This window comes from Phytomonospora endophytica (assembly GCF_014202425.1).
Taxonomy (GTDB): domain Bacteria; phylum Actinomycetota; class Actinomycetes; order Mycobacteriales; family Micromonosporaceae; genus Phytomonospora; species Phytomonospora endophytica.
Window position 1 is genome coordinate 51,263 of record NZ_JACHGT010000010.1, and the last position, 24,365, is coordinate 75,627.

Consider the following 24,365-nt stretch of genomic DNA (forward strand, 5'->3'; position numbering starts at 1 on the left):
GATGGCCCACGGTCGGCATATCGCCCGCGTATGTTCCAGCGGTTCGCCCGCCATACGTTCCCGCCGGTAGAACTGGGCGGACCTTCCCACCTCGACGGATGGAGTCCGTCCCATGGCTCAAGTCCCCCCGCACCCCCGGACGCAGGCGCCCCGCTGGGGCAGGCGCTCGGTCCTCGGGATGCTCGGCGCGGCACCCCTCGCCGCCGCCGGATCGCTGCTCGGCCCGCACACCGCCACGGCCGCCGGATCGTCCCGGGACCTCGACGCGCGGGTCAGGGCGATCACCGGCCGCCCGGAGTTCGCCGGAGCCCACTGGGGAATGGAGTTCCGCTACGCCGACACCGGCGAGGCCGCGTACTCCGTCGAACCCGGAACCCTCTTCACCGCCGCCTCCTCGATGAAGGTGTTCGTCGCCGGGACGGCCTTCGCCGCGCTCGGCGCCGACCGCCGCTTCCACACGACGGTCCACCGCACCGGCCGCGTCGTCAAAGGCGTCCTCCACGGAGACCTCGTCCTCGTCGCCGGCGGCGACCTGCTCATCGGCGGGCGCCTGCGCCGCGACGGCACGATCGCCCTCCCGGAACCCGACCACTCCTACGGCACCATGCCCGGAGCGCGGCCCGCGCCCGGCGATCCCCTCGCCGTCGTCGACGACCTCGCCGCGCAGGTCGCACGCCAAGGACTGCGACGCGTCGAAGGCCGCGTCCTCATCGACACGTCGCTGTTCCGCGAGGCACAGGAGGACATGGCCAACGGCGGCCTCAAGGCCACCATCTCCCCGATCATGGTCAACGACAACATCGTCGACGTCACCGTCGTCCCCGGCGCACGTCCCGGCGACCTCGCCCGCCTGCGCGTCTCGCCGCGGACCGGCCACGTCACCGTCCGAAACGACGTGACCACCACCGACGGCACGGGACAACCCCGCAGGCTCGCCTTCACCGCCGACACCGCCGCCCCCGACGGCTCCCGCACCGTCACGCTCACCGGCGACGTGACGGCCGGAGGCCCCGACCAGTTCATCGCCTACTTCGTGGCCGAGCCCACCCGCTTCGCCGCGACACTCTTCGCGGAGTCGCTGCGGCGGCACGGCGTGCACGCCCGGCCCTCCGCCGAGACCCCCGGAGGAGACGACGGGAGGCACCTGCTCGCCGAGCACGTCTCACCGCCGCTGCACGACCAGGTCAAGGTCATGCTCAAGGTGAGCTCGAACCTGCACACCGTCACCTTCCCGTACGTGGTCGGCGCGACGGCCGGCGGCGACCCCGCCGCACCCAAGGCCCGCTACTCCGCCCTGCGCCGGGAACTCTTCGCCGAGGCCGGGCTGGACCCCGACACCGCCGAGTCGCCCGGGGACCTCTACACCCCGGCGACGTTCACCACCTTCCTCCGGCACGTCTCGCGCCGGCGCGACTTCCGGCGCTTTCGCGAGGCGCTGCCGATCATGGGCGTCGACGGCAGCCTCAAGGACGTCCAGCCCGGTTCTCCCGCCGCCGGGCACGTCTACGGCAAGACCGGCACGGCGGCACTGATGCCGCCGCCGGGCGACCCGGCCCCGGTGGCCCTGAACAAGGCCCTCGCCGGGTTCGTGCGCCTCCCCAGTGGACGCTGGGTCACCTTCGGGCTGTTCATGAACCAGCGCCTGCCGGGTGGCGACCCGATGGCCCACGGCGGCGTGGTCGCCCAGGCGATGGGTGAGATCGCCACGGCCGCCTACCTGACGCTCTGAGCCCCGGCCTCACGGCCGGTCGAGGAACGCGGCCGCCTCCCCGGCGGGTTCCCGAGGGGAGGCGGCCGCTCAGGTCGTGCCGCTTACCGGCGCCGGGTTTACCGACTGCCCACCACCTCGCGCGGCCGCGGCACGAGCCCGTGGACCGATGTCGGGACCTCGGCGGCGGGAACGCCCACATCGCCTCGCCCAGGCGCTCGACCGCGCAGGTATCGCCCGCCAGAACGCGCGACGATGGCCCCGACGGGCGAGCCCCGGGCACCGTCGCGGCCCGGGGCTCGAATCCTCGCCGTCCCTAGCGGCGCGTCAGCCGGACGGGGACCGCGCTGTAGTCGTTGCCGATGAACGACGGCTGCCGCCGCAGTTCGTCCGGCTTGACGGCCAGTTCCACGTCGAAGCGCTCGAAGAGCCGCCGCAACGCCACCGTCGCCTCAAGCCGCGCCAGCGGCGCGCCCATGCAGAAGTGGATCCCGTGCCCGAAGGCCAGGTGCGACTTGTCCTCCCGGTCGAGGTCCCACACGTCCGGGTCGGCCAGCGCCGAGGGATCGCGCCCGACCGCGCCGAAACCGATCAGGATGAGATCGCCCTTCGCGATCACCGTCCCGTCGGGCGTCTCTATGTCGTCGAGGGCGTACCGCAGCGGGATGTGCATGATCGGCGGATCCCGGCGCAGCGACTCGTCGAGCACGTCGTCCCAGCGGTCACCGTCCTGCGCGGCGGCGAGGGCCCCGGGGTGCGTGAGCAACGCGACCGCCGAGTGGTCGATCAGGCTGACCGCCGTCTCGGAACCGGCGCCGACGGTGGTGATCACCATCGCGACCAGCTCCTGCTCGGTGAGCCGGTCCCCGTCCTCGTGGATGCCCAGCAGCCGCGTGGTCATGTCATCGCCGGGGTTCTCGCGCTTGTAGGCGATGAGGTCGATGGCGGCCTTGAACATCGCGTATCCGTTGGCGACGGCCTGCTCCGCCGACAGCGAGGTGTTGACCGCCGCCTCCATCACCTCCGCCATGAGCGCACGCTGATCCTGCGGCACCCCGAGCAGATCGCAGATGACCGTGATCGGCACCCGGTAGGAGAAGGTCTCGCGCAGATCGACGACCGTACCGGGCGGCGTCGTCCCCAGCGCGTCGAGCAGCTCGTCGACGATGGCGGTGATGGCCGGGCGCATCGCCTCGACCCTCCGCACGGTGAAGGCCGGGCTGATCAGCTTGCGGAGCCGGCCGTGGTCGGTCCCGGTCGCGTTGAACATCGACGCCGGCGTCCACGGCATCAGCCACGGAGGCTGCGTCTCCTCACTGAAACCGGGCCATCCGCGACGGGGGTCGCGCGTGACCCTGGGATCGGTCGCCAGCGACTTGATCATCGCCGTGGAGGTCACCGACCACGCGGTTAAACCGCCGGGCAGGGCCACGCGGGTGGCATCGCCGAAGCCTCGCAGCTCCTCGGTCTGCTGATACAACTTCGTGCCGGTGGAGTCGAGAAGGACCGGAGCGGTGGAGGGGTGGTTCACGTCGTGCTCCTTACCTGGTGGGGGTGGCGGCCGCCGCCGGGGTGAACGCGACGTTCAGGTGGGCGGGGCACTGGTGGAACAGACCGGGCCGGTTGGGGATCCGCCCGCGGTCGGTGAGCCGGACGTCCCAGAGATGTTCGAGGACGGCGGTGATGGCCTCCTGCGTGATGATCGCGGCGTGCACGGGGACGGGGCAGCGGTGCTCGCCCGCGCTGAACGCGAGGTGGGCGCGGGAGTCGTAGGAGATCGTCGACGGCAGCGACGGGTCGGTGTTGGTGGCGTGGTGGCTGATCATCACGGGCACGCCCTTGGGGATGAAGACGCCGTGCAGCCGCGTGTCGCTGATCGCGAAGTGGAAGGTGAAGGTCGACAGCGGGCTGGCCTCCCACAGCGCCTTCTCCATGGCGCGGCGGACGCTGACGGCACCGGCGGTGAGGTCGCCGCTGTAGTCGTCGTTGGTCAGCAGCAGCTTCAGCGCCTGCACGATCCACGTCGAGGTGGGCACGTGCCCGGCGCCGATGAGGGTGTAGAGGCTGGACACGACCTCCTCGAAGCTCAGTTCCGCCGAGTGCGAGATCATCCAGCTCGTGAGGTCGTCGCCCGGGCGTTCCCGCTTGAGCGCCACGAGCCCGGCGAGCATCCCCCCGAAGGCCTCGGCCGCCTCGGCGGCGTCCGGCGTCGCGTCGATGATCTTGGCGCAGGCCTCGACCATGCCGCGGCTGGTCTCCGGCGGGCAGTCGAGCAGCTCGGTGAACACCAGCAGCGGAACGGCCATCGCGTACTCGGTGAGCAGATCCGCGCGGCCGTTGGCGCGCAACTCGGTGATGATGCCGAGGGCGACCTCGCGGGTGATCTCCTTCAGCCGCCAGGAACGCACCCGCGACATGCAGTCCTCGATGACCGTGCGCAGCCGGGCGTGCTCGGCGCCGTCGGCGTAGAGCAGACTCGGGCGCCAGCCGAGGATGCCGAGCAGCGGACTGTCCGGCGGGACCCTTCCCTCGGCAAGGGCGGTCCAGTTGCGGGTGTCGCGGGTGTAGACGCCCGCCGGGCTCGACAGCAGCTCGACGGCGGCGGGATGGCTGGTGACGACCAGCCCCCGCACCCCGGGGGAGAGCTCGGCCCAGGCCACCGGCCCGGCGAGCCGGAGGGCGGCGTAGGTGGGGTTCGGGTCCAGCGCGAAGGCGTCGCCGAACAGTTGCGGGACGTGGACGGGGATGTCGCTCATGTGCGGGAGGGCTCCGGCCGGGGTGCGCTGGCGTCGGTGTGCGCCAGGAGGTGACGGACCAGGGAGATGAGGGGGAGTTTGGCCGTCTCACGGCGGCGCGCGTCGCAGATGACCAGCGGCGTGTCGTCGTCGAGCTGGAAGGCCTGGCGGAGCTCCTCCTCGCTGTACTCGGGCGCACCGTCGAAGCTGTTGACCGTGATGACATAGGGCACGCCGGCGTTCTCCAGCCGGTCGATGTGGTCGAAGCTGGCGTCGATGCGTCGGGTGTCGGCGAGCACGATGCCGCCGAGCGCGCCGAGCATGAGGTCGTCGACGAAGGTGCGGAACCGGGGCTGGCCGGGCGCGCCGAACAGGTACAGGGCGATGTCGTCGCCGATGGTGAGCCGGCCGAAGTCCATCGCGACCGTGGTCGTGGTCTTGTCCGGCAGGTCGGCCAGATCGTCGACGGCCTGACCGTACTGGGTCATCGTCTCCTCCGTCGACAGTGGACGGATCTCGGAGACGCTGTTGATGAGCGTGGTCTTGCCGACGCCGAACGGTCCCAGCACGATGATCTTCACGCTCTGGGTGACGCTGGCCGGCAGGTGGTGGACCTCAGAGCTCATGGAGGGCATGCAGGATCCTCTCCAGCAGTTCGCAGTCGTTGCGTTGTTCGGGTGGCGCCGGGGTGCGCGCCAGGACGTGCCCGCCGGCGACGAGGTCGGCGGCGATGACCTTGACGATCGGGACCGGGAGCCGGACGTGGGCGCTGATCTCGGCCAGCGACAGCACGCCCGGCGCCAGGAGGTCCATGACCCGGTTGGCCATGACGGGAAGCCCGCCGCGGTCGACGTTGGCGTCCGGGTACAGCAGAGTGCTCTCGTCCAGACTGGATCGAACCGGCCGGGCCTGGCCGTCGGTCGGGGTGTGCGACCGGACCAGGCCGATGCGGCTGCGGCGTACGGGCGTCATGGCCTAGACCCGCTCGTACGCGCTCGGCGAGTTCGGTCCCGTCCCGCGCACCCGCTCGGGGGCGCCGAGGTATTCGTTCATGGCCTTGATGACGCCGACGGCGGTATGGGTGACCACGACGATCTGGTCGCTGGTCAGGCCGGCGGTGACCGAGACCGCGAGGTAGGTGTTCGCGGCGGCGGTGAGGACCATGACGGTGTGGTCGCCGAAGTCGACGATGGTCCGGCGCCAGGTCAGTTCGTCGGTGCCGCAGAAGTCGACGAGGCCGCGGGACAGCGAGCCGATCCCGGTCAGCCCGGCAGCGGCGCGCTCGGCGTCGGCGCGGTCGATACCCGAGGACTTGGCCTTCAGCAGACCGTCACCGGTGAACAGGACCGCGTGCAGGCAGCCGTTCTCCTGGGTGATGTGGTCGAGCTGGCGCCCCATCTCGGCATCGATGTGCTCCTGGCCGGTCATTTGCGCTCCTCTTCGTCGGTGTCGGTGAATGCGCGCGAGAAGTTCGCCAGGCCGGCCGCGGCCTCGTCGGCGTCGAACTCGACGTGCTTGGCCGCGTCGGGGCCGGCGGTGCTCGGTGGCGGCTTCGGGCCGCGCTGGCGGACCGGGAGGCCGGAGACCGTGCGCTCCGACTCGGATACGGGACCGGGACTCGGGCGGGGGCGGGGAGCGGGGACCGCGGCGGTGACCTCGCGTTGCATCGGCGGGTTGGCCAGCCGGGCGGCGCTCGGTTCGGCACCGGGGGCCGGGGGTGCCGCGGCGGTCTCGGTGGAGATGTCGTCGCGGGAGATGAGCATGACCACGCGGGTGCCGCCGAAGGCCGAGGGCCCGGCGATCTCGGCGCGGAAGCCGTAGCGGCTGCAGAGGGCGCCGACGATGTGGAAGCCGACCTGGCCTTCGCCGAGGTCGGTGATGTCCACGGTGGACTCGCCGCTCATGAGGGCGTTGGCGCGGTCGCGCTGCCGGTTGTTCATGCCGATGCCGGCGTCGTCGACGACGATCGCGTAGCCGGTGGCGGCGTCCTGGACTTTCACGTCGACCGGGCGAGCGGAGTGCTTGGCGGCGTTGTCGAGCAGTTCGGTGAGCGCCACGACGAGAGGCTCGACGATGCGGCCGTGGACCCAGACGTCGGCGGCGGTGTTGCTGTACAGGTGCTTGATGCTCGTGTGGGTCTCGACGCGGCCCCGGGCGCCTTCGATGATGTCGCCGATGGGGCTGGTGTCGCGCTGCACGCCCGGCCAGGCGCCGGCCAGGATCAGCCCGCGCTGCACGGCGTGGCGGGCGGTGGAGGCGAGCGCGTCGAGGCGCATGAGGGACTCGATGACGGCCGGGTCCTGGTGCTGTTCGATCTCGGCGAGGATGCCCGAGCTCAGGCGTGTCATCCGCACGAGGGGTTCGTCGAGGAGGTGTTCGACGACGACGCGGGCGGAGCCGCCGACGTCGTGGCGCATCACCTCGAAGGACTTGCCGATCCCGTCGAGGACCTGTTGGTAGGCCCCGGCCAGGGCCGAGCCCTCGAAGGTCGGCTGCGCGAGCCCGGGGACGGCCACGCCGGGGGTGTGCCGGGCGTGGACCTCAAGGAAGGCGGGGACGCGGACCTCGGCCAGGTAACGGGCCTCGTTGACGTAGGCGAGATTGTAGCCGCGGGCTTTTTCCACTTCGCCGACCGCCGCCGTCAGGCGTTCCCGTTCGGCCTCCAGTGCTCTTTTGTTCTGTGCGCGTTGGCGCGAGAGAAAGAATGCGAACAACGCCGCCACAATGACTATGGCGCCAATCCATACAAGTTCAGGCACAACTTTCCTTCGTTGTGGTCGTCCCCGTGCTGGAGATACAGTGGTCGTGCTGAGCCGAAGTGGGACTCCACCCTGAGTGATGTTGCCCGGACAAGGCGGAAGTGCATCGTAACATGTCGATACGATCATCAATCGGCCATAGCGGCACGAACCAGACTGCCGGTGCGGAACCGCCCGTAGGCTCGTAGGACATCGTACGCGTCGGCGTGGGGCGGCCCGGTGGGCGCGGAGCGGGGTTCAGTCTTCGTCGTCGAGCCGGAAGCCGACCTTCACGGTGACCTGGAAGTGCGCGACGGCACCGTCCTGGATGTGCCCGCGGATCTCGGTGGCCTCGAACCAGTCGAGCTTGCGCAGGGTCCGCGAGGCGCGTTCGACGGCCGTGCGGACGGCGTCGTCGATCGATTCCGTGGACGACCCGACGACCTCGGTCACGCGGTAGACGTGGGACATGACGCTCACCTCGTTCGCCGAAAGTGTCTCTTTCCAGACTCGCACGGGACGGGTCCCCACAACGCTTAAACCGGCGAGTAGCCCGGCTCCGCTTTTTCTCTGGTCACGGGGGTGCACTGATCATTCTCGCGAATGATTCACCATTGTTCATCGGGTCGCCGCCCGGCCCGCCAAGCCGCCCACTGGAGATGATCTCGCAGGCCGCAGCGTTTCAGGAAGCCGAAACACGGCGAAACAATTCGGCGTGGACATGGTTTCCACGGGCCATTCCGTGTTTCATTCCCGCGGACCATTCATCGCGATGTCACGGCGAGTCGCACGTCTTGGGGAAATGGCGGCATTAATCCGGAAGCCGGGTCGGACACGAGCGCGGCCGGTTCGGGTGGGGGAAGCCGTCGTTCGCCGTTGCTCGGCGGGATCTCGACCGGTCCGCCGCCGGCGGTGCGGGCGCACGGGAGCGGGATCGTGTAGGTGCGGGTGACGCGCTGCCCGTCCGAGGCGTGCCGCACCACCCGTTCGTCGAACCACACCGCCTCGGCCGCCGCGAGGTCGACGGTGACGGCCCTGAAGGTCCCGCGAAGCGTCACGACGGTCCCCGTCGAGACGCGTTTCGGCGCAGGACCGCCAGCAGCGCTGCGCATCCGGCCGCGGCGACGATCAGGGAGTCCCACGACGACGTGGTCGACGACGCCGGCGAGGCCGTCGTCGGCGGCCCAGGAGCCGGGAGGAGCGTCCGGTAGGCGATGTCGGCGAGTGCGACGGCCCCGGCGATCAGCGCCGGCAGCACGACGGTCAAAAACGCCTTCGTGCCGGGACGTGCGTGCGGGCTCAGTCGCAGCGCGGGAGCGTGGTTGGTGGGTGCTCGCACGCGAGGAGGCCGCGCCCGGCGAGCGCGGCCTCGCTTGTGCGTGGTTCGCGTCAGCTCGCGACCTCGGTGTCGCCGCTCATCAGCGACGTGGCCCGTTCGGCGAGACGGTCGGCCCCCATCGCCTCGGCCCAGCGCGCGATCTCGGTGGCGAGCGCGCGGGCGCCCGCCTCGTCACCGGCGTCGCGGGCCGAGACGACCAGGAGGATCTGCTGGGAGAGGGTGCCGGCGACGTTCCCGGCACGGGCGCCGAGCGCGGTGGCGCGGCGCCAGCGTTCGAGGGCGAGTGCGTGTTCGCCGTCGCCGTGGGCGTGGTCGCCGAGGTGGCGCAGGGCCTCGCGGGCCAGCAGGTCGTCTCCGGTCTCGCCCGCCTCCAGCGCGGCGAGGTATTCGGGGAAGGCGGCGGCGCGTTCGGCGAAGACGTTGTCGGCGATCAGTCCGAGGTACATGTGCGCCCAGCCGCGGCGGTGCGGGTCGGGCGCGGTGTTGCGCAGTTCGCCGCCGCGCCGGCGCAGGGCGGCCATCGTGCCGGGGTCCTTGCCGTCCGGGCCGGGCTGGAAGGACCCGTCGCCGAGGATCAGGGCGGCGTAGTCGTGGCGCAGGTGCAGGAAGGCGAGATCCCAGCGGTCGTCGGGGGCGAGTTCCGCGGCGGTGGCCAGTTCGTCCACGGTGGCCAGCCGGGCGGGCAGGCCGCCGAAGTCGGTGAACCAGGCGGTCTCCATGAGCGCGTCGGCGGCGGCGAGGGCGAGGCGGGCGCGGTCGGCGGGGTCGGAGGTCTCCACGGAGTCGAGCAGGGTCAGGGCGCGGGCCGTGCGGCCCGCGCGGGCCAGTTCGCGTGCGGCGTCGAGGATCTCGCCCACCGCGACGGTGGCGGTCGTGTGCGTGCCGTTCAGGATGTCGGTCATGCTCGGGAAGGTAGTCAGGCGAAAAACCATCCACAAGGAAACTACTTTGGAGCCTTCGATGACCGACTCCGTCGACCGTCACGTCGCCGTCTGGTCCCGCGAACTCAGCTGGCTGGATCCGGTCAAGGAGGCGATCTTCATGCGCCTGTGGATCCTCTCCCGGCACACCGCCCAGACCCGCAAGGACATCCTCGACGAGGGCGGACTGGCCAACCGGCAGTTCAAGATCCTGCTGCGGCTGCGCGGTCTCGGCGAGCCCTACACGACCAGCCCCTCGCACCTCGCCGACCTCGTCGGCCTGACCCGTGGCGCGCTCTCGGCCCGTCTGGCACCGCTGGAGGAGGCCGGTCTGATCGAGCGGACGCCCGGCACCGACGACCGCAGACGCGTCCACGTCCGGCTCACCGCCGCCGGGCACGAGGCCTTCGAGCGGCAGTCGGGTGCCGAGCAGCACGACGAGAACGCGCTGCTGTCGGTGCTCGATGAGGAGGAGCGAGGCACCCTCGCCGACCTGCTGCGCAAGCTCGTGATCGCCGTCGAGTCACGCGACCTGCCCGTGCGGGACACCGGCTGCGCCTGACTCACTCCCCGCCGGTGTCGACCTCAAGGCCGAGCCAGCGCGCGAGATCCTCGATCTCGGCGTCCACCGAGTCCCAGATCTCCCCGGTGAAGGTCACGTCCCGGTGCACGGCGGCGACGCGCAGCAGGCCCGCCGCGCGGTCGGCGGTCGCGTCGAGCTTCCCGACGAGCCTGTCGCCGTACAGGATCGGCAGCGCGAAATAGCCCCAGCGGCGCTTCGCGGCGGGCTTGTACATCTCGACCTGGTAGTCGTAGTCGAAGACGGCCAGCGCGCGCTTGCGGTCGTAGACGAGCCGGTCGAAGGGCGACAGCAGGGCCGCGCGGCCGGTGAAGGGACGGCCGAGGCGCTCGGGGTCGACGCGCCACTTGCCCTTGACGCCTTCGATGACCGCGGGCTCCCCGGCCGAACCGACACCGCTCGGTTCGATCTGCATGTCCGCGGCCCGTTCGCGCACGATGCCCAGCGAACGCAGCCGCCGTTCGTCCCGCAGCCGGACCGCCTCATCGGCGGGCAGGAGCGGAACGTCGGGATGGACGCGTTCGGCGAGTTCCCACAGCCGGTCGCGGTCCTCGCGGCCGACCACGACGACCTCACCCCGTTGGACCATGAACTCCAGCAGCCGGGTCACGCTCTTGTCGTTCGTCCAGCCCGACGACCGCCACGGGACCGCGCAGTTGTCGGGCAGCTCGCGGGCGGTCATCGGCCCCGACATCGCCAAGGCGGTGAGGATCTCGCGGCGACAGCCGTCGTTGGCCTCGACCCAGCGCGCCTGGGCGGCCCGCCAGTCGGTGAGCTCGCCCTTGCCGGGCCAGTCGGCCATGTCGGTGCGGTAGAGGACCATGTCCTCGGCGGGCCGGATCATCGACTGGAGCTCGATCAGCGTCTGCTTCTCCAGCGCCGACGCCAGCTCGGCGCGGTCATAGGCAGAACCGAGCCGACTCCAGAGCACCAGGTCGGCGCTCGGCGCGACGGCGGCGGTCTGGTCGACCTGGAGGAGCGTCAGGGCGCGAACGATATCGTGGAGACCCGCGGGGCGCGGCTCGTCGAGCAGCTGAGCGCCGACGGCCACGCGGCGGGCCTCCGCACGCGACAGCTTGTGCGGCGCCGGACCTGCGCTCGCCATTGGGGACCTCCGCTCGACGTCGTGGCCTTCCAGACTAGGACGCGGGTACGACGGAGTGAGCCGCCCCGTACCCGCGTCCTGTACTAAGTGCAAGCGTCCCGTAGTCTCGCCCCATGCAGAAGCCGACGCTCACCGCCGCACAGATCGTGCGCACCGCCATCGAGATCCTCGACGCCGAAGGACTCGACGGCCTCAACATGCGCGCGCTCGGCAAGCGCCTGAACTCGGCCCCGACGGCCATGTACTGGCACGTCAAGAACAAGGACAACCTCGTACGACTCGCCGTCGACGAGGTCTGGCACGAGATCGCCCTGCCCGACCCCGGCGCCCTCGGCTGGCGCGCCGCCGCGACGAAACTCGCCACCGGCCTTAACGAGACGCTCCACCGCCACCCCTGGCTCGTCCAGGCCATGGCCGGTCACTTCCTCTACGGAGAAGGCAAGAGCCGCTTCGACGACAGCCTCCTCGCCGCCTACGAGGCCGCGGGCCTGAGCGCGGAGCAGGCCGACCAGGCCGCCGCCGCGTCCTTCATGCTCGCCCTCGGCAACGCCGTCGGCGCCTCGGCCAACGTCGCGCTCGCCCGCAAGGTCAACCTCGACGGCGGCGACCCCGCGGAGGTCATGCGCGAGTCGATCGACGAGGCGACCCGGATCGCGGCGTCGTTCCCACGACTGCGCGCACGCCTGGAATCGGCCGGGGCGGGTTACAACGAGGCACCGGGGGACACCTTCGCGTTCGGACTGACGGCCTTCCTGGACGGGATCGAGCGACGCATCGCGGCGCGGGGGTGATCGCCGCCCTCACACCAGCGCCCTGGCCGCCTCCGGGTCCAGCCGGCCCCCCTCGGCGTACAGGGCGTCGAAACTCTCCCGGCCGAGCACCGCCACGAGCCGCTCGGTCACACGGTCGATCTCATCGCGCTCGGCGGGAGCCGCGGGCGCACCGGCCGACGACCGGCACGCGGCGGCGGCACCCAGCAGCCTGACCGCCGCCTCGGGATCGTCGGTCGCCGACGCCATGCCTTCCAGGGCACCGAAACCGTCACGCGGGGAACGCATCGCCGAGGCGGCCTCGAAGGCCTCCACGTGCAGCGCCAGCGCACCGGCCCGGTCGCCTTCCAGCTCGACGGCGTAGCCGAGCTCCACCAGGATCATCGGCAGGTACAGGGCCTTCTCCGGCGCCACGCGGCCTCGCTCGGCCAGCCTCGACAGGTGCACCGTCGCCAGGTCGAGTTTCCCTTCCCGCCGGGCCGCCAGACCCAGACTCATCTCGGCGAAGATGATCGCCGAGGGGGCACCCTGCTCCAGCGCCATCCGGTGAGACCGCTCGGCCAGCTCCCGGCCCAGCGTGTATTCCCGTGTCTGGACGGCGATCCAGGCCAGCCAGGAGAGTTTCCCGCCGACCTCCGGCCACAGCGACAGCTCCTCGGCCCAGCGCAGGCCCTCGCGGTGCAGCGCGGCGGCCCGCTCGTGCTCACCGCTCATCTCGGCGAGGCCGCCGAGCCAGCCGTTGGCCTGCAGCCAGCCCCACCGGTCGCCGATCCCGGTGAAGATCTCGTCGCTGCGCGACGCCGTGCGTTCGAGCTCGGCCAGGTCGCCCTGGGCGTGCGCGATCATCGCTCGCGAGCTGAGTGATGCCGCCTCCACCCACGGATCGCCCGCGCCTTCGGGCAGCAGACGGGCCGCGAGCACGAGGTCACCCCGGTCGAGGACCGCCGCGGCTGTGAACCACACGGCCCGGTCCGAGGCGGCGTCGGCCAGCGCGGCCTCGATCACCTCCGGTGCGAGCTCGTCGCCTTGAAGGAGGGCGAACCCGACCCGCCAGGCCGCCGCGCTGGTCTCCTCGACGGTGTCGCCGCGTTCGTCGAGGGCGCGCCGCGCCTCGGTGAGCCTTCCGCGCAGGAACCAGTACCAGGTCAGCGCCATGGCCAGGCGCAACCCGCCACCGTGGGAGAGGGCCGCCCGCAGGTTCGCCGACTCGGTGTCGAGCCGTGCCAGCCATTCGCGCTGGTGGGGGCCGCGCAGTTCACCGTCGGCGTGTTCGGCGAGCACCGTGTAGTACTCGGCGTGCCGCGCGCGGACGGCTTCGCCGTCGTCGAGGCGGCCGAGGCAGAACGCCGCGACCGACTCCAGCAGCCGGAAACGGACACCCTCGGACGTCTCGTCGCTGACCACGAGCGAACGGTCGACCAGGCGCGCGAGGACGTCGAGGTCGGCCCCGCACACCCGCTCGGCGGCCTCGGCGGTGCACCCGTCACGGAAGACCGCGAGCCGGGCGAGGACCGCGCGATCGGTGTCGTCGAGGAGGTCCCAGCTCCACTCGATGACCGCCGTCAGGGTCCGCTGGCGCGGTGGGACGTCACGTTGCCGGGTGGCCAGGAGCGCGAAACGGTCGTCGAGGCGGTCGACGACTCCCTGCACCCCGAGCGAGCGGACGCGGGTCGCGGCCAGTTCGAGCGCGAGCGGGAGCCCGTCGAGGCGGAAGCAGAGTTTCGCGACGGCGGGGGCGGTCTTCTCGTCCAGCCGGAAACCGCGCTGCTGAGCCGCCGCGCGGGCCGCGAAGAGCCGCGCGGCGGCCGAGCGGCGCACGGCGTCGAGGTCGTCGCCGTCGGTGGGGACGGCCAGCGGCGGGACCTCCCACAGCGTCTCCCCGGCCAGGCCGAGCGCCTCGCGGCTCGTCGCCAGGACCGTCACACCGGGAGCGTCGCGCAGCAGACGCGCGACGACCTCGGCGGCCGCCTCGATGACGTGCTCGCAGTTGTCGAGCACCAGCAGCAGACGCCGCTCCCGCAGCGCCGTCGACAAGCGCTCTTCGGGCGCCGCCGCGCTACCGGAGGCCTCCTGGAGTTCGAGAGCGTCGAGGATCCGCTCGGCGACGCCGTCGTCACCGGCCGGCAGTGGTGCCAGCTCGACGAGGTGCGTCCCGTCGGGCGGTTCCTGCTCACGAGCGGCCTCCGTGGCCAGGCGTGTCTTGCCGACACCCCCCGGCCCGATCAGCGTGACCAGCCGCCGCTCCGGGATCAGGCCGCGCAGTTCGGCCAGGGCCTCGGCACGCCCGACGAGTTCGTCGAGGCGGGCCGGGAGACTGTTGCGGACGATCGCCGCGCGCGGCGGCGCGCTCAGACCCGCGTCCTGCTCCAGGATCCGGCGGTACAGGGCGACCAGCTCCGGGCCCGGATCGAGACCGAGTTCGTCGGCGAGGCGCTCGCGCAGATCGCCGTAGCTCTCCAGCGCCTCCGACTGCCGCCCGGCCGCATACAGCGCACGCACCTGCAGGGCCCGCAGCCCTTCACGGAGGGGGTGGCGCGCGACGAGGTCGGCGAGGTCGGCGGCGACGCGGTCGTGCTCGCCGAGCGCGAGCCGGGCCTCGGCGAGCCGCTCGTGCGCGGTGAGGCGCCCTTCGGCCAGCCGCACGGCCTCGGCCCGCGCGAAGTCCTCGTCGGCGACGTCGGCGTAGGCCTCGCCGCGCCACAGCGTGAGGGCCTCGGTCAGCCGCCGCACGTCGCTCGCGGCGGCCAGATCGGTGAAGCGGTCGGCGTCGACGTCCTTCGCGTGCAGCACGTACCCGGGAGGCCGCGACTCCAGCAGGTCCCGGGCGCCGGGCTCGGCGTCGTTGAGGGCCTTGCGCAGCTGGGAAACCCGGACCTGGAGCGCCCCGGCGGGGTTGGCCGGGGCGTCCTCGCCCCACAGGTCGTCGATGAGCCGGTCGGCGGACACGACCCGGTTGCGGTTGGCCAGCAGGTCGGCCAGAAGCATCCGGACCTTGGCGCCGGGCACCACGACGGGGTCACCGGAATCGGTGACGGCGATGACGGGGCCGAGCACGCCGAACTGCACGAGGGGGTCCTTCCGTCGGTAAGGGGAGCTGAAGGCGATCGTAAGCGGCAACGCCGATTCTCGGGGGTATGGACATCTACCACGAAGACCACGGCACCGGCGAGGGCCGCCCGCTCGTCCTGATTCACGGTGCCCTGTCCGGTATCGGCACCTCCTTCGGGGAGTTCCTGCCGCTGCTGGCCAAGACCCGCCGGGTCATCGCCGTCGAACTACAGGCCCACGGCCGCACCCGCGACATCGACCGGCCATTCGGTTTCAGCGCCTTCGCCGCCGACGTCGTCGAACTCCTCGACCGCCTCGGCGTCGAACGCGCCGACGTCTTCGGCTGGAGCATGGGCGGCGCGGTCGCGCTGCGACTGGGCACCGACCACCCCGAGCGCGTCGGCCGCCTCGTCCTGGCCTCCATGAGTTTCGACAACGACGGTCTGCACCCCGGCCTCCTCGACGGCATCGCCGACCTGCGGCCCGAGCACCTGCACGGCTCGGAGTTCCACGAGGAGTACCTGCGCACCGCTCCCGACCCCGACGGCTGGCCGAACCTCGTCGAGAAGGTCAAGGCGCAGGACGCCGCGCCCGAGCAGTGGACCAGGGAGGAGGTCAGCGCGCTCGAAGCGCCCGCGTTCATCGTGCTGGCCGACTCCGACATCGTCCGCAACGAGCACGCCGTGGAGTTCTTCGGTCTGCTCGGCGGGGGAGTGGCGGGAGACCTGGTGGGGCTTCCGGCCTCGCGCCTGGCGATCCTGCCCGGCAGCACCCACACGACGATCCCGCAGCGGGCGGACTGGCTGGCGCCGATGATCGGGGAGTTCCTCGACGAGGGGTGAACACGGCGAAAGGGCGGGCCGCGAGGCCCGCCCTTCCCGTTCGCTCGATCAGGGCCTGTCCCCGACGTTGTCGACGAATCCGGCGTCGAGCCTGGTCAGCTCCCACAGCGTCGTGCCGGCGGTCTCGGTGACCGCGGGGTCGTCGCCGAAGGGCGGGTAACTGAAGTCGGCGATGGCGACGGACCGGTAGCCGACGAACTCGTAGGTCTCCGGGTCGACGAGGAGCTGCTCGTGCTGCCAGGCCTCGGTGACCCGGCCGACGGCGAGGGTCTCCCGGCCCTCGACCATGACCGTCCCCTCCACGGCGACGCCCGGGATCATGCCCGCGGCACGCCACAGCGCTGCGGTGAGATTCGGCGGGAGCAGGTTGTCCCGGAGGATCGCCGAGATCCGCGCGAACAACCAGGCGTTCCACTCCTCCTGGTTCCCCGGGAGGCCGACGCCGTCGTCGGTGGTGCCCGATGACGCCTCGTCGCGCGGAACGGCCCCGTCCCCGACCAGCTCCTTCTCCAGTGCGTCGATCAGGGCGTTCGGTTCGACGGGAAGGCTCAGCATGTACGGGTACGAGTCGTCGTTCAGGTACCCGCCGACTTCGGGCTCTCCCTCGCCGTCGACGAGCTCGCCGAACCTCGAACCGTCGTAGCTGATCCAGGTCTCGTCGACGGACTCGGGCCGCATGCCCTTGTACTCGCTCATCGCGCTGGCCGAGACGCTGTGGTCCTTGATGTACATCCACTGGTCGGGGCCGGGCGGCTCCCACGGCTGGGCCTCCGCGTAGGAGGCGGCCAGTTCGATGACCCGGGCGGCCTCGATCTCGGCCGCCGTCTTCTGCCCCGGCGGCGGGACGTTTCCGCCGCCGGTGGCGACGCCGAGCACGACCGCCGCGGCGGCGACGGCGGCCAGCGCGCCGGTCGCGTAGGCGAAGCGACGCTTGGGGGAGCGGGGAGGTGCGGTCGTGCCCTGGTCCTGGATGTGGTTCACCACGAACTCCTGGAGTTGACGCTGCCGGCCGCTCGGGATCTCCCGCTCGGGGGGCGCCGGCAGGAGCCGGGCCAACTCGTCACGTTCGTCCGAGCCGGGCTGGGGGTCTTCGCTTCTCATTGGTTGATCTCCTGAGCGAGCCGGACCGTTTTGTCACGGTCTCCTATTACCTGTCCGTTCCGTGGATCGGGTTCCCGTTTTTCTTCAGCAGGTTTCAGGCGACCCGAGCTCACGAGCTTGGCGAGCTTCGCCCGCGCCCGCGACAGCCGCGAGCGGACCGTGCCGACGGGCACGCCCAGCGCCTCGGCGGCCTCGGCGTAGTCGAGCTCAGCCCACACGACCAGCGTGATGACCTCGCGCTCGGTCTTGCGCAGCCTCTTCAGCGCCGCCATCGTCAGCGCGAGACGCTGGCGGTCGGCGGCCCTGTCGGTGATCGCGTCGGCGATGTCGGGGACCGTCATGCTCAGCGGGACCCGGATCATGGCCCCGTCGTGGCGTCGGGCGGCCCGGCGGATGTTCCTGGCGACGTTCGTGGCGATGCCCAGCAGCCAGGGCCGCAGCGAAGCGCCCTCCTCGCCGGCGTCGACCTTCTCCCGAAGCCGCCATGACTCCAAGAAGGTCAGCGAGGCGACGTCCTCGGCCGTCGACCAGTTGCCGGTGAGCCGGAAGCCGTGGTTGTACACCGCGCGGGCGTGCTCGGCGACCAGCTCCCGGAAGGCCTCGGGGTCACCGGAGCGAACGCGGGCACGCAAATTCATCTCCACATCCGTTGACTGTCCACCCGAAGCGGCAGGTTCCGTGACCTGAGTCACAGTGCCGGGAGCGGATGCGGGAGGGAATGCCCCGCAGTGACCGGCGTTGGCGATCAGCGACGCCCTCGACGACGGAGAACACATGCTGATCGCGCACCTCAGCGACCCCCACATCCGCACCGGACCCCTCGCCGCCGAGCCCGCCGCCGGGCTCCACCACGCGCTCGCCCGCGTCGTCGCCCTCGACTCCCGCCGCCCCGACAGCCCGGCCGGGCTCCTCGGCGCCGAACAGCTCGCCTGGCTCGACGGCGTGCTCACCGAACGGCCCGACGTGCCCGCCGTCGTCTGCCTGCACCACCCGCCCCTCGCCGTCGGGATCCCCTTCCTCGACGGGATCCGCCTCGACGACGGACCCGCGCTCGCCGACGTCGTCGCCAGGCATCCCCGGGTCGTCCGAGTCCTCGCCGGGCACGTCCACCGCACGGTCGTCGCGCCTTTCGCGGGGAGCCTGGTCGCGACGGCGCCGAGCACCTACCGGCAGACGGCCCTGCGCATGCACGACGACCGCCCGCCGGGCTACCTGGCCGAGCCGACCGGTTTCCTGCTGCACCAATCGACCGAGACCGGCTGGGTCACTCACCTGGTGGCGGCGAGCCACGCGGGGCCCGTCCTGGGGATGTGAGCGCGGTCAGCCGCGGGGACCCAGTCGCAGCGAACCGAAGAAGCCCCGGATGTCGGCGACCAGTTCCGCCGGCACCTCCATCGCCGCGAAGTGCCCGCCGCGCTCGAAAGGAGTCCAGCGCACCATGTTGTTGCTCCGGTCGGCGATGTGCCGCAGCGGGATGAAGTTGTCGTGCGGCAGCACCGCCAGGGCCGTCGGCGCCGACGACGGCAGGTACATCGGGCCGCCGTAGTCGGTGTGCGCCCGCTCGTAGTAGACGCGCCCTGAGGAGCCCCCGGTGCCGGTAAGCCAGTAGAGCATCACATTGGTGAGCAGGTGATCGCGGTCGAGGGCGATGCCCGGATCGCTCCACTCGGCGAACTTCTCCGCGATCCACGCCAGCTGCCCGACCGGCGAGTCGGCCAGCGCGTACGACAGTGTCTGCGGCCGGCTGGCCTGCAGCACGGCGTAGCCCACCCGCTCGCGGTCCCATTCCTCCTGCCGCGCCCACGACGCCAGTGTCGCCGCCCGTTCCACCGGATCCAGACCCGCCAGTTCCTCCTCGGTCGGCTCGGCCGCCGCCGACGCCCCGGGAAGCAGATTCAGATGCACGCCGATGATCTGCTCGGGGCGGGTCCGCCCGATCTCACGGGCGATCGCCGCGCCCCAGTCGCCGCCCTGGGTTCCGTAACGCCCGTAGCCGAGCCGCCGCATGAGCTCGCCGAAGGCGGCCCCGACCCGCCGGAACTCCCAGCCGGGCTCGGTGGTGGGACCCGACAGCGTGAACCCCGGGATGCTCGGCAGCACCAGGTGGAAGGCGTCGGCCGGGTCGCCGCCGTGGCGGCGCGGATCGGTCAGCGGACCGGCGACCTCGGTGAACTCCACGATGGACCCGGGCCAGCCGTGCGTCATGATCAACGGCGTCGCGTCCGGCTCGGGCGAACGAATGTGCGCGAAGTGCACGGTGGCGCCGTCGATCACGGTCGTGAACTGCGGCCACTCGTTGAGCGCCGCCTCGGCGGCCCGCCAGTCGTAGTCGTGGCGCCAGTACCCGACCAGCTCCCGCAGATACCCGAGCGGGACGCCGTAGGCCCATCCGACACCGGGCAGCTCATCGGGCCACCGGGTCAGGTCGAGCCGCACGTTCAGGTCGTCCAGGTCCTTCTGCGGAACCTGAACACGGAAGGGAAGGATCTCGTCGCCGGCCATGTGGATCACTCTGCTCGCCGATCACCGCGAGCCCGGCGGTGGGGCCCGTTCACTCCTCGCCGAGCTCGTCGAGGGCCCTGGTGAGCCACGCGATCCAGAAGGACTCCAGCTCGGTCCCGGCACGCAGGACCTGCCGCTGGAGCAGCTCCGCCTCGGTCCGCGCGCCCGCCCCGAAGTCACGCCGGTCGATCGCCTCGTACTCGGCGAGCTGCCGCCGGTGCAGGTCGAGATGACGCCGGAGCTCGGCCCGCAGGCCCGCCGAACCGACCACCGCGGCCGCCCTCAGCCGCAGCATCAGCGGCTCGCGGATCGCTTTGGGGTCCTGGCGTTCGGCCACCCACTCCCGCAGCGCCCCCCGCCCGGCGGGCAGCACCTCGTACTCCTTGCGGCTCCCGCGGCTCGGCGGCTGCGGGACCGCGCGGATCAGTGACGCGCCCTCCAGCCGGCTCAGTTCGCGATAGATCTGCTGATGCGTCGCCGACCAGAAGAAGCCGATCGACCGGTCGAAGCGGCGCGTCAGTTCCAGACCCGAGGAGGGTTTCTCCAGCAGGGCCGTGAGGATCGCGTGCGGCAGCGACATGCGCCCAGACTAGATCGCCGCGGCCAGACGGGTCCCCTGGTCCACGGCCCGTTTCGCGTCCAGCTCGGCGGCGACGTCGGCGCCCCCGATCAGGTGCGCGCTCACGCCGAGGGCGGCCAGGCCCGCGTGCAGATCACGGCGGGGCTCCTGGCCCGCGCAGATCACCACGTTGTCGACGGCGAGCACCCGGCGTTCACCCGCGACCGACAGGTGCAGGCCCTCGTCGTCGACGCGGTGATAGGCCGCGCCGGGCGTCATCGTGACACCCCGGTGCTTGAGCTCGGCGCGGTGGATCCAGCCCGTCGTCTTGCCGAGGCCCGCGCCGATCTTGCCGTCCTTGCGCTGCAGCAGATGCACCGTCCGCCTCACCGCCGCCCGCACCGGCGCGACGAGCCCGCCCGGCGAGCGGTGACCGGTGTCGACACCCCAGCGCGCGTAGAAGTCGGCGTCGGTGTCGGTGAGGAAGGCCGCGACGTCGAAACCGATCCCGCCCGCGCCGATCACCGCGACGCGCTCGCCGACGGGCGCCTTGTCGCGCAGAACGTCGACGTAGCTCAAGACGGCCGGGTGGTCGAGACCCTCTATCTCGGGGACACGCGGGGTCACGCCGGTGGCCAGGACGATCTCGTCGAAGCCCGCCCCGGCCAGATCGGCGGCGGTGACGGCCGCGCCGAGCCGGAGGGTGACGCCGAGGGCGTCGAGACGGTGCCGGTAGTAGCGGATCGTCTCGTCGAACTCCTGCTTGCCGGGGATCTCGCGGGCGATGGTCAGCTGCCCGCCGATGCCGTCGGCGGCGTCGTGGAGGGTGACGTCGTGCCCGCGTTCGGCGGCGGTGACGGCGAAGGCGAGCCCGGCCGGTCCGGCGCCGACGACGGCGACGCGTTTGCGCAGGCGGGTGGGGGAGAGGACCAGCTCGGTCTCGTGGCAGGCGCGCGGATTGACCAGGCAGGAGGTGATCTTGAGGTTGAAGGTGTGGTCGAGGCAGGCCTGGTTGCAGCCGATGCACGTGTTGATCGCCTCGGGCGTTCCCGCCGCGGCTTTGGCCACGAAGCCGGGGTCGGCCAGGAACGGCCGGGCCATCGACACCAGGTCGCCGTCGCCGTCGGCGAGGATCCGCTCGGCCAGCTCGGGCGTGTTGACGCGGTTGCCGGTGGCCAGGGGGATCCCGACGGCGCCCATCAGCTTGCGGGTCACCCACGTGAAGGCGCCGCGCGGGACCGCGGTGGCGATCGTCGGGATGCGGGCCTCGTGCCAGCCGATGCCGGTGTTGAGGATCGTCGCGCCCGCCGCCTCGACGGCCTTGGCCAGCGTCACGACCTCCTCGAAGGTCGAGCCGCCCGGCACGAGGTCGAGCATGGACAGCCGGTAGATCACGATGAAACCGGGCGAGACGCGCTCGCGGACGCGCCGGACGATCTCGACGGGGAAGCGGATGCGGTTGCCGTAGGCCCCGCCCCACTCGTCGGTGCGCCGGTTGGTCGGAGCCGCGATGAACTCGTTGATCAGGTAGCCCTCGGAGCCCATGACCTCGACGCCGTCGTACCCGGCGAGCTCGGCGAGTTCGGCGCAGCGCGCGAAGTCCTCGATGGTCGCCTCGACTTCCTCGGCGCTCAGCTCACGTGGCGCGAAGGGGCTGATCGGCGCCTGGATCGGGCTCGGCGCGACCAGGCCGGGGTGATAGGCGTAGCGCCCGAAGTGCAGGATCTGGAGTGCGATGCGGCCGCCCTCGGCGTGCACGGCGTCGGTGACGACCCGGTGCTCGGCGGCGGTCGCCTCGCCGGTGAGCATCGCGCCGCCGGGGTAGGGGCGGCCCGCCTCGTTCGGCGCGAACCCGCCGGTGACGATGAGGCCGACGCCGCCGCGGGCGCGCTCGGCATAGAACGCGGCCATCCGCTCGAAGCCGTTCGGCGCCTCTTCGAGCCCGGTGTGCATCGAGCCCATGATGACGCGGTTGGGCAGGGTGACCGTGCCCAGGTCGAGCGGGCTCAGCAGCTGCGGGTAGGCGGTCATCGCGGACTCCTCGGGTGCGGTCGGTGAGTCGTTTCTACCGCAGCCGGCGACGGTTGTGCAACTAAGTGCAGAATCATTTCGGGGAAAGTCGTTATCCCCGCCCCCGCCACTGTTCTCCTGTGTGACGCCGACCCCCGGCGTTCCACGCGGAGAGCGGAGACCCATGTCCCACCCCACCCGACCCCGTACCCGCCGCGGCCGTCACGCCAGGCGCGCGCCGGGCCGCATCGTCCTCGCGGGCGTCGTGGCGATCGCGCTCACCGCGCTCGTGCTCGCGGTGCTGCTCGTTCCGGGCGGAGGGACGGACGACCCGGCGCGGCCGTTGTCGGCCGATGCGAGTGCGACCGGGTCGGCGTCACCGGGCCCGGTGACCGACTCGTCGGCGCCTGCGGGGGAAGGCGGTCCCGCGACTCCGAAGCCGAAGCCCACCACCGAACCCCCGGAGGAGGAGCCCGACGGGCCGCCGGCGGGTTCACCGGCGCAGGGCAAGGCCGCCGAGTACGCCGACCGCGTCGTCGAGCTGGTCAACGAGGAGCGGTCGAAGGCGGGCTGCGGCGCCCTCCGCGTCGACGCGAAGGTCACCGAGGCCGCGCAGTTCCACGCCGACGACATGGCCGCCCGCGACTACTACGAGCACAACAGCCCCGAGGGGCGCAGCGCCGGGGACCGCCTCGACGCCGCCGGTTACGCCTGGAGCGGCTGGGGCGAGAACATCCACAAGAGCCCGACGAGCCCCGAACAGGCGATGCGCGACTGGATGGACAGCCCCGGCCATCGCGACAACATCCTCAACTGCGGCTTCGAACACCTCGGCGTGGGCGTGAACCTCGCCTCGAACGGGCCGTGGTGGGTGCAGGTGTTCGGAACCCCGCGGTGAGACCTCACCCCGCCCGCGCCAGGTTCAGCACCCACAGCGTCCCCTGCGGACCTTCGACGGCGGCCGCGCCGGCGTCGGTGTAGTCGCAGGCCAGCATGTTCTCGCGGTGGCCGGTGCTGTCCATCCACGCCCCGACGGCGCCGCCCGGTTCGGCCGAACCGAGGTAGATGTTCTCGGCCCAGCCGCTCCAGGCGTACCCGGCGGTGCTCATCCGCTCACCGGCGTCGGAGCCGTCGGAGCCGGTGTGGTCGAAGAAGCCGTGCTCGGCCATGTCCTCGGCGTGGGCCAGGGCCGCCTCGTCCAGGCGCGGATCGGCGTCAAGGGCGGCGCAGCCGGCCCGAGCCCGTTCGGCGTTGATACCGGCGATGAGTGCGACCCCAGGCGCTTCCGGCGGCGGTGAGGTCCGGTCGGCCTCGGCGGGCGCGGTCGCCGACGGGCTCGCCGACGAGGTGGACGGCTCCGTCGGTGGCGGCGCGGAGACCGGGTCCTCCGGCGGCTGGATCAGGACGAGCGCGAGGACACCGGCCGCGACGACCCCGGCCGCGACCGACGGCCACAGCCACCGCGGCCGGGGCAGGGGAGTGGCGCCGGGGACCGCCGAGGCCGGGTCGGCGGAGAACCCCGGAGGCGGCACGACCATCGCCATGCCCGCGAGCAGCCCCTCCGCCGGAGCGAGGTCGGCGCCGGACCGCGCGCACTTCCGGCAGTCCCGGACGTGCCGCCCCAGGCGCTTGCGCCACAACGGCGACGGCCGCCCGTCCCACGTGACCACGGCTGCGGTCAGGTCCTCGCAGCGCCAGGTCGCCGACAGCGCGCGCACGATCTGGCGCGCGACGTCGAGCTGCGCCTTCATCCGCTGGACCCGGACGGCGGCGTGCGGCGGCGTCAGGTCGAGCGCGGCGGCCAGCTCCCCACGGGTCAGGTGCCCGGCGCTCTCCTGCCACCACAGGGCGAGCAGGTCCCGGTCGCCGTCGTCGAGCCAGCGCGTCGCCTCGGCGATCTCGCGTCGCTGGCCCGACAGGCCGAGCCGCAGGATCGCGAGGTCCACGAAGTCGCCGCCGGGGTCCGGCACGGAGGTCACGTCGTCGCCGGCGGGCAGTGGCGCGCGGAGCGAGTGCGACCACCTGCGGCGCACCTCGTTCATCGCGATCGCGATCAGCCAGGACCGGAAACTCGCCGCGTCGCGCAGCCCGCCGAGTCCGTCGAGGGCCTTGAGCATCGTCTCCTGCACGACGTCGTCGACGTCGGGATGCCCGTTGAGGGCGCGCCCGACGACGTTGTAGACCAGCGGCAGACAGGCGGCGACGAGCCGCTCGCGCGCCCGGAGGTCGCCCGAGCGGGCGGCCATGACGGTCGCGATGCTCGCGGTGTGATCGCTGCGGTCCATCCCTGTCCAGTCCTCGATGTGTCCCGACCGTGGGGAGACCCGTGCCGGTCACGTCGATAACGAAAACCTTCGATCGGATTCTGAACCGTCGCGGGGTAGGGCGATAGCCGGGGACGTCACAGG

The 24,365-nt window shown here is 72.0% G+C and carries 24 protein-coding genes; 6 read left to right on the forward strand and 18 right to left on the reverse strand.

Annotated elements, in window-relative coordinates; translation table 11 throughout:
• Positions 1-112: 112 nt before the first annotated feature.
• Entirely contained in the window at positions 113-1,729 is a 1,617-nt protein-coding gene (gene dacB / locus HNR73_RS22655; protein ID WP_184789599.1) for a D-alanyl-D-alanine carboxypeptidase/D-alanyl-D-alanine endopeptidase, read from the forward strand.
• A gap of 295 nt (positions 1,730-2,024) precedes the next feature.
• Here the strand turns inward: dacB and HNR73_RS40820 are convergent, their stop codons facing one another.
• The 10 genes from HNR73_RS40820 to HNR73_RS22705 all read right to left on the reverse strand — a co-directional run bounded on the left by HNR73_RS40820 (position 2,025) and on the right by HNR73_RS22705 (position 9,422).
• Positions 2,025-3,239, reverse strand: coding sequence for a cytochrome P450 family protein (locus tag HNR73_RS40820; protein WP_184789600.1), 1,215 nt, complete (start codon positions 3,237-3,239; stop codon positions 2,025-2,027).
• A gap of 10 nt (positions 3,240-3,249) precedes the next feature.
• The gene (locus HNR73_RS22665; RefSeq protein ID WP_184789601.1) at positions 3,250-4,464 is read right to left on the reverse strand and encodes a cytochrome P450 family protein; all 1,215 of its coding nucleotides are present in this window, start codon (positions 4,462-4,464) and stop codon (positions 3,250-3,252) included.
• Positions 4,461-5,078 (reverse strand): GTP-binding protein, encoded by a 618-nt coding sequence (locus HNR73_RS22670; protein WP_184789602.1) that lies wholly within the window; start codon positions 5,076-5,078, stop codon positions 4,461-4,463. The genes HNR73_RS22665 and HNR73_RS22670 overlap by 4 nt, the downstream gene beginning before the upstream one ends.
• Positions 5,059-5,415, reverse strand: coding sequence for a DUF742 domain-containing protein (locus HNR73_RS22675; RefSeq protein WP_184789603.1), 357 nt, complete (start codon positions 5,413-5,415; stop codon positions 5,059-5,061). Before HNR73_RS22675 ends, HNR73_RS22670 begins: the two co-directional genes overlap by 20 nt.
• Positions 5,416-5,418: 3 nt before the next feature.
• On the reverse strand, positions 5,419-5,871 hold the full coding sequence (locus tag HNR73_RS22680; protein ID WP_184789604.1) for a roadblock/LC7 domain-containing protein: 453 nt from the start codon (positions 5,869-5,871) through the stop codon (positions 5,419-5,421).
• Complete coding sequence (locus tag HNR73_RS22685) at positions 5,868-7,157, reverse strand: ATP-binding protein (RefSeq protein ID WP_184789605.1); 1,290 nt, start codon at positions 7,155-7,157, stop codon at positions 5,868-5,870. Before HNR73_RS22685 ends, HNR73_RS22680 begins: the two co-directional genes overlap by 4 nt.
• A gap of 282 nt (positions 7,158-7,439) precedes the next feature.
• Positions 7,440-7,652, reverse strand: a complete 213-nt coding sequence (locus HNR73_RS22690) for a dodecin (RefSeq protein WP_184789606.1) — start codon at positions 7,650-7,652, stop codon at positions 7,440-7,442.
• Between the two features lie 293 nt (positions 7,653-7,945).
• Complete coding sequence (locus HNR73_RS22695) at positions 7,946-8,239, reverse strand: hypothetical protein (protein WP_184789607.1); 294 nt, start codon at positions 8,237-8,239, stop codon at positions 7,946-7,948.
• A complete protein-coding gene (locus HNR73_RS22700) occupies positions 8,236-8,520 on the reverse strand; it encodes a hypothetical protein (protein ID WP_184789608.1) in 285 nt (94 codons plus the stop codon). Before HNR73_RS22700 ends, HNR73_RS22695 begins: the two co-directional genes overlap by 4 nt.
• A 50-nt stretch (positions 8,521-8,570) precedes the next feature.
• Positions 8,571-9,422, reverse strand: a complete 852-nt coding sequence (locus HNR73_RS22705) for a hypothetical protein (protein WP_184789609.1) — start codon at positions 9,420-9,422, stop codon at positions 8,571-8,573.
• Between the two features lie 58 nt (positions 9,423-9,480).
• Between HNR73_RS22705 and HNR73_RS22710 the strand changes: the two genes are divergently transcribed.
• Positions 9,481-10,002, forward strand: coding sequence for a MarR family winged helix-turn-helix transcriptional regulator (locus HNR73_RS22710; RefSeq protein ID WP_184789610.1), 522 nt, complete (start codon positions 9,481-9,483; stop codon positions 10,000-10,002).
• Between the two features lies 1 nt (position 10,003).
• Here HNR73_RS22710 and HNR73_RS22715 read toward each other — a convergent pair whose 3' ends face one another.
• Positions 10,004-11,125 (reverse strand): DNA glycosylase AlkZ-like family protein, encoded by a 1,122-nt coding sequence (locus tag HNR73_RS22715; RefSeq protein ID WP_184789611.1) that lies wholly within the window; start codon positions 11,123-11,125, stop codon positions 10,004-10,006.
• Positions 11,126-11,238: 113 nt separating this feature from the next.
• Between HNR73_RS22715 and HNR73_RS22720 the strand changes: the two genes are divergently transcribed.
• Positions 11,239-11,916: a TetR/AcrR family transcriptional regulator gene (locus tag HNR73_RS22720; RefSeq protein ID WP_184789612.1), complete on the forward strand. Its 678-nt coding sequence runs from the start codon at positions 11,239-11,241 to the stop codon at positions 11,914-11,916.
• 9 nt (positions 11,917-11,925) lie between these two features.
• Here the strand turns inward: HNR73_RS22720 and HNR73_RS22725 are convergent, their stop codons facing one another.
• A complete protein-coding gene (locus HNR73_RS22725) occupies positions 11,926-14,961 on the reverse strand; it encodes an AfsR/SARP family transcriptional regulator (RefSeq protein WP_184789613.1) in 3,036 nt (1,011 codons plus the stop codon).
• Between the two features lie 68 nt (positions 14,962-15,029).
• Between HNR73_RS22725 and HNR73_RS22730 the strand changes: the two genes are divergently transcribed.
• On the forward strand, positions 15,030-15,785 hold the full coding sequence (locus HNR73_RS22730) for an alpha/beta fold hydrolase (RefSeq protein WP_184789614.1): 756 nt from the start codon (positions 15,030-15,032) through the stop codon (positions 15,783-15,785).
• Between the two features lie 48 nt (positions 15,786-15,833).
• On the opposite strand, the gene HNR73_RS22735 is transcribed toward HNR73_RS22730, so the two are convergent.
• Positions 15,834-16,886 (reverse strand): CU044_5270 family protein, encoded by a 1,053-nt coding sequence (locus HNR73_RS22735; RefSeq protein ID WP_184789615.1) that lies wholly within the window; start codon positions 16,884-16,886, stop codon positions 15,834-15,836.
• Positions 16,883-17,524 (reverse strand): RNA polymerase sigma factor, encoded by a 642-nt coding sequence (locus tag HNR73_RS22740; protein WP_184789616.1) that lies wholly within the window; start codon positions 17,522-17,524, stop codon positions 16,883-16,885. The genes HNR73_RS22735 and HNR73_RS22740 overlap by 4 nt, the downstream gene beginning before the upstream one ends.
• 136 nt (positions 17,525-17,660) lie before the next feature.
• Between HNR73_RS22740 and HNR73_RS22745 the strand changes: the two genes are divergently transcribed.
• Entirely contained in the window at positions 17,661-18,200 is a 540-nt protein-coding gene (locus tag HNR73_RS22745; RefSeq protein WP_184789617.1) for a metallophosphoesterase family protein, read from the forward strand.
• Between the two features lie 6 nt (positions 18,201-18,206).
• Here HNR73_RS22745 and HNR73_RS22750 read toward each other — a convergent pair whose 3' ends face one another.
• From HNR73_RS22750 to HNR73_RS22760, 3 genes are read right to left on the reverse strand one after another with little or no spacing between them, the layout of a single operon-like run.
• A complete protein-coding gene (locus HNR73_RS22750; protein WP_184789618.1) occupies positions 18,207-19,388 on the reverse strand; it encodes an epoxide hydrolase family protein in 1,182 nt (393 codons plus the stop codon).
• Between the two features lie 49 nt (positions 19,389-19,437).
• Positions 19,438-19,968: a PadR family transcriptional regulator gene (locus HNR73_RS22755; RefSeq protein WP_184789619.1), complete on the reverse strand. Its 531-nt coding sequence runs from the start codon at positions 19,966-19,968 to the stop codon at positions 19,438-19,440.
• Between the two features lie 9 nt (positions 19,969-19,977).
• On the reverse strand, positions 19,978-21,978 hold the full coding sequence (locus HNR73_RS22760; RefSeq protein ID WP_184789620.1) for an NADPH-dependent 2,4-dienoyl-CoA reductase: 2,001 nt from the start codon (positions 21,976-21,978) through the stop codon (positions 19,978-19,980).
• Between the two features lie 163 nt (positions 21,979-22,141).
• Between HNR73_RS22760 and HNR73_RS22765 the strand changes: the two genes are divergently transcribed.
• The gene (locus HNR73_RS22765) at positions 22,142-22,855 is read left to right on the forward strand and encodes a CAP domain-containing protein (RefSeq protein WP_184789621.1); all 714 of its coding nucleotides are present in this window, start codon (positions 22,142-22,144) and stop codon (positions 22,853-22,855) included.
• A gap of 4 nt (positions 22,856-22,859) precedes the next feature.
• Here HNR73_RS22765 and HNR73_RS22770 read toward each other — a convergent pair whose 3' ends face one another.
• The gene (locus tag HNR73_RS22770; RefSeq protein WP_184789622.1) at positions 22,860-24,242 is read right to left on the reverse strand and encodes a sigma-70 family RNA polymerase sigma factor; all 1,383 of its coding nucleotides are present in this window, start codon (positions 24,240-24,242) and stop codon (positions 22,860-22,862) included.
• Between the last annotated feature and the right edge of the window lie 123 nt (positions 24,243-24,365).